Source organism: Devosia sp. (genome assembly GCF_034675085.1).
Taxonomy (GTDB): domain Bacteria; phylum Pseudomonadota; class Alphaproteobacteria; order Rhizobiales; family Devosiaceae; genus Devosia.
Genome location: NZ_JAUCDN010000251.1, coordinates 1 through 4,834 on the forward strand (window position 1 = coordinate 1; position 4,834 = coordinate 4,834).

4 protein-coding genes are annotated in these 4,834 nt (G+C 65.3%); 2 read left to right on the plus strand and 2 right to left on the minus strand.

Features of this window, described 5'->3' with window-relative positions; all coding sequences use genetic code 11:
• Together VDP82_RS13920 and prfB are read left to right on the plus strand one after the other, a co-directional pair.
• Window positions 1–1,592: penicillin-binding protein 1A (locus VDP82_RS13920; RefSeq protein WP_323015449.1), on the plus strand; the 1,592-nt coding region annotated here is incomplete at its 5' end.
• Window positions 1,593–1,661: 69 nt separating this feature from the next.
• A protein-coding gene (prfB, locus tag VDP82_RS13925) for a peptide chain release factor 2 (protein WP_323015450.1) occupies window positions 1,662–2,784 on the plus strand; the annotation gives its coding sequence in 2 pieces (ribosomal slippage) (window positions 1,662–1,730 and window positions 1,732–2,784; 1,122 coding nt in all).
• A gap of 37 nt (window positions 2,785–2,821) precedes the next feature.
• On the opposite strand, the gene VDP82_RS13930 is transcribed toward prfB, so the two are convergent.
• Entirely contained in the window at window positions 2,822–3,160 is a 339-nt protein-coding gene (locus VDP82_RS13930; protein WP_323015451.1) for a hypothetical protein, read from the minus strand.
• Window positions 3,157–4,834 (minus strand): vitamin B12 dependent-methionine synthase activation domain-containing protein (locus VDP82_RS13935; protein WP_323015452.1); only part of this gene is annotated, 1,678 nt, incomplete at its 5' end. The genes VDP82_RS13930 and VDP82_RS13935, both read right to left, overlap by 4 nt.

Consider the following 4,834-nt stretch of genomic DNA (forward strand, 5'->3'; position numbering starts at 1 on the left):
AGGAATTTGCCCGCCGGGCGCTGATGGATGGCCTGATGGCCTATGACCGGGCCCGAGGCTTCCGCGAGCCGGTCGCCAGCATCGAACTGGGTGAGGATTGGGGCCTCGACGTCAACAAGATCAGTCCGCTCGGCGATGTGCCGGAATGGCAATTGGCCGTGGTGCTGGAAATGGGCTCCAACGAGGCGACCATCGGCCTGCGCCCCGCCAGCATTGCCGGCGGCGGCGTGGCGGAGGATCGCGTCACCGGCACGCTGTCCGGCCCGGAAATCAAATGGGTTTCCAAGCCCTTGCAGAATATCCTTAACGTGGGAGATGTGATCTATGTTTCCCCGGTTTCAGGCAAGCAGGGCGTCTACACGCTCGAACAGGTGCCCGAGATCGAGGGCGCGCTGGTCGCCATGGACCCGCGCACCGGGCGCGTATTGGCCATGGTGGGCGGCTTTTCCTACGCCATGAGCGAGTTCAACCGCGCCACCCAGGCGCTGCGCCAGCCCGGCTCGTCCTTCAAACCCATCGTCTATGCCGCCGCCCTCGACAATGGCTATACGCCCGCCTCGGTGGTGCTGGACGCGCCGGTGGAGATCCGCAATGCCGACGGCTCCATCTGGCGGCCGGAAAACTATGCGCAGGAATTTTACGGTCCCCAGACCCTGCGGCGGGGCATCGAGCGCAGCCGCAACGTCATGACCGTGCGCCTGGCCAAGGATCTGGGCATGCCGCTCATCGCCGAATACGCCAAGCTGTTCGGCGTCTACGATTCCATGCAGCCGGTGCTGGCCATGTCGCTGGGCGCGGGCGAAACCACCGACATGCGCATGACCGCCGCTTATGCCACCATCGCCAATGGCGGCCGCAAGATCGTGCCCACCCTGATCGATCGCATTCAGGATCGCTACGGCAACACCGTCTATCGCCACGACCAGCGCCAGTGCCAGGGCTGCGAGGCCCCCGACTGGCACGGGCAGGGCGAGCCGATCATCGTCGACAATCGCGAGCAGGTGCTCGATCCGATGACCGCCTACCAGATCACCTCGATGATGGAAGGCGTGGTGCTGCGCGGCACCGGCACGGCCGCCCGCGTGCTCAACCGTCCTGTGGCGGGCAAGACCGGCACCACCAATGACTACAAGGACGCCTGGTTCGTCGGCTTCACCCCCGAGTTGGCCGTGGGCGTCTATGTCGGCTACGACAAGCCGCGCTCCATGGGCAGTTCGGTCACCGGCGGCAGCTTCGCGGTGCCCATCTTCACCGAGTTCATGCAAAAGGCCCTCGAAGGAACCCCGCCCACCGCCTTCAGCATGCCCTCCGGCATGACGACGGCCTGGATCAATCCCAATTCCGGCGCCAAGGCCTTCGAGGGCGAGGCGGGCATCCAGGAGGCGTTCAAGCCCGGCACCGGGCCCAATCTGCTCACCTCGGTCATCGGCATCGATGTGGGAGCGTTCGACGCCATCCAGCGCGAGCAGATGATGCAGCAGCAATATGGCTCGGGTTTCATCACCCAGCCGGGCCGTTCGTCCTCGCCCCCCCAGAACAGCGGCCAGCGCGTTTACGACCGCACCACCGGCAGCTGGGTCGAACTCAACTGAGCCGGGGTGGTTGATCCTTTTTTCGCGCTCCGCTAAACGGAGCCCATTCATCTAGGGAATTTCTTTTCAATGCGTACGGAAACCGAAAAGACCGTCGCCGAAATCGAGCAGGTTCTGACCCTGCTGAGGAGGCATCTTTGACTGGGATACTGCTGAAGTCCGCCTCGACGCGCTGAACGCGCAAACCGAATCCCCCGATTTCTGGAACGATCCCGACAAGGCCCGCATCGCCATGCGCGAGCGCGACGAGCTCGACAGCGCCGTCAAGGCGGTGCGCGAGCTGGAAGCCGGCATTCGGGACAATGTCGAGCTGATCGAACTGGGCGAGGCCGAGGGCGACGCCGATATCGTGCGCGATGCCGAGGCCGCCCTGGAGGAGCTGCGCCAGTCCGCGCGCCGCCAGCAGATCGAGACCCTGCTTTCGGGCGAGGTCGATGCCAATGACTGCTATGTGGAAATCCACTCCGGCGCTGGCGGCACCGAGAGCCAGGATTGGGCCAGCATGCTGCTGCGCATGTATAGCCGCTGGGCCGAACGGCGGAAGATGAAGGTCGAATCCATCGAATTCCACGATGGCGAAGAGGCCGGCATCAAGTCCGCCACCATTCTGGTCAAGGGCCACAACGCCTATGGCTGGCTCAAGACCGAGAGCGGCGTGCATCGCCTGGTGCGCATCAGCCCCTATGACTCGGCGGCGCGCCGCCACACCAGCTTTTCCAGCGTCTGGGTCTATCCGGTGGTCGATGATTCCATCGATATCGAGATCCGCGAAGCCGACCTCAAGGTCGACACCTACCGCTCCTCGGGCGCCGGCGGGCAGCACGTCAACACCACCGACTCGGCCATCCGCATCACCCACGTGCCCTCGGGCATCATCGTGGCCTGCCAGGCCGAGCGCAGCCAGCACAAGAACCGCGCCACGGCCATGGCCATGCTGAAATCGCGCCTCTACGAGGCCGAATTGCAGAAGCGCGAAGAGGCGGCCAACGCCCAGGCGGCCAGCAAGACCGATATCGGCTGGGGCCACCAGATCCGCTCCTATGTGCTCCAGCCCTACCAGATGGTGAAGGATCTGCGCACCAGCGTGGAAAGCGGCCAGCCCTCCGTGGTGCTCGACGGCGATCTCGACGAGTTCATGGAAGCCGCTCTTGCCCAGCGCGTAGGCGTCGCCACCGACGTGGCCAGCGAATAAGCCAATTGTCGCCCCGGCCGCCGCGCCGGGGCCGACCTCACATCTCCAGGAAAAACCGCCGCGCCACCTCGTGGTCGCGCAATGCCGTCGCCGGCAGCTTTCCTTCCAGCGCCGCCACGACGCGCGCCGCATCCGTCACCGCCCGCGCATCCACCACCACCCGGGTGAACGCCGGGCGCAAACCCTGCCGCGCGCTTTCCAGCAGGTCGAACAGCAGCGCCCGCACATCGGTCGCGGCGGCGCAGACCGGGCAAACGGCCCCGTCGGGATGCTCGTGCCCGCTATTGGCCGGCAGAACCAGCCAGGCCGAGCCGGGCGCGGGCGCGGGAACGGGTTCGCCCGCGGTTACCAGTTGCACCGCTATAGCCGGTTTCATTCCGCCGCCACCGCATTGCCGGGGATATAGTTGAGGATCGGCCCCAGCCAGCGCTCCACCTCTTCCATGGCCATGCCCTTGCGTTGCGAATAATCGACCACCTGGTCGCGCTCCACCTTGGCCACGCCGAAATAATAGGCATCCGGATGGCTGAAATAGAGCCCGGCCACGGACGAGCCCGGCCACATGGCATAGCTTTCGGTCAGTTCCACCCCCACCTGGTTTTCCGCGTCGAGCAGGCGGAACAGCGTGGTTTTTTCGGTGTGGTCGGGCTGGGCCGGATAGCCCGGGGCAGGGCGGATGCCGCGGTATTTTTCCAGGATGATCTCGTCGGGCGTCAGCGCTTCGTCGCGGGCATAGCCCCAATGCTCGCGCCGCACCTTGAGGTGCATGAATTCGGCCAGCGTCTCGGCGAAGCGGTCGGCCAGGGCCTTGACCAGAATGGAGGAATAATCGTCATTGGCCCGCTCGAAACGCTCGGCGATGGCCACTTCCTCGATGCCGGCCGTCACGACGAACCCCCCGATATGGTCGGCATGGCCGGTCTCCAGCGGCGCCATGAAGTCGGACAGCGCCATATTGGCCTTGCCGTCGCGCTTGGAAAGCTGCTGGCGCAGCGTATAGAGCGTCGCCAGTTCTTCCTTGCGGCTTTCGTCGGTGAACAGGCGGATGTCGTCGCCCACCGCATTGGCCGGCCAGAAGCCGATCACCGCGCGCGGCTTGAACCATTTTTCCGCGATCACCTGCTCCAGCATCTTCTGGGCGTCGGCCCACAGCGCCCGCGCCGCCTCGCCCTGCCGCTCGTCCTCCAGAATGGCCGGATAGCGCCCGCGCAATTCCCAAGCCTGGAAGAAGGGCGTCCAGTCGATATAGCGCGCCAGCTCCGCCAGGTCGAAATCCTCGAACTTTTTGATGCCGGTAAAGCTCGGCGGCGGCGGGGCATAGGTCGACCAGTCGGTCTTGAAGGCATTTTCCCGCGCCGCCGCCAGCGGCAGGCGCTTCTTTTCCGCCTCGGCCCGCTCATGTGCGGCGGTGGCCCGCGCATAATCGGCGCGCACCTGGGCGATGAAATCGGCCTTGGTGTCGGGCGAGAGCAGATTGCTCACCACGCCCACGGCGCGGCTGGCGTCGTTGACATGCACGGCCTGCCCACGCTCGTAGCGCGGATGGATTTTCACCGCCGTATGCACGCGGCTGGTCGTTGCCCCGCCGATGAGCAGGGGAATGTCGAACCCCTCCCGCTCCATTTCGGCGGCCACATGCGCCATTTCGTCCAGCGACGGGGTGATGAGCCCGGAAAGCCCGATGATGTCGACCTTTTGCTCGCGCGCCGTCTCCAGAATCTTGGCGGCGGGCACCATCACGCCCAGGTCGATGATCTCGTAATTGTTGCAGGAGAGCACGACGCCGACGATGTTCTTGCCGATATCGTGCACGTCGCCCTTCACCGTCGCCATCAGCACCTTGCCGGCGCTCTGGCGGTCGTCCCCGCCGCCATTGGCCTCCTTTTCGGCCTCCATATAGGGCAGCAGCAGCGCCACGGCCTGCTTCATCACCCGCGCGGATTTGACCACCTGCGGCAGGAACATCTTGCCCGAGCCGAACAGGTCCCCCACGATCCCCATGCCCGCCATCAGCGGCCCTTCGATCACATGCAGCGGGCGCGGCAGCTTC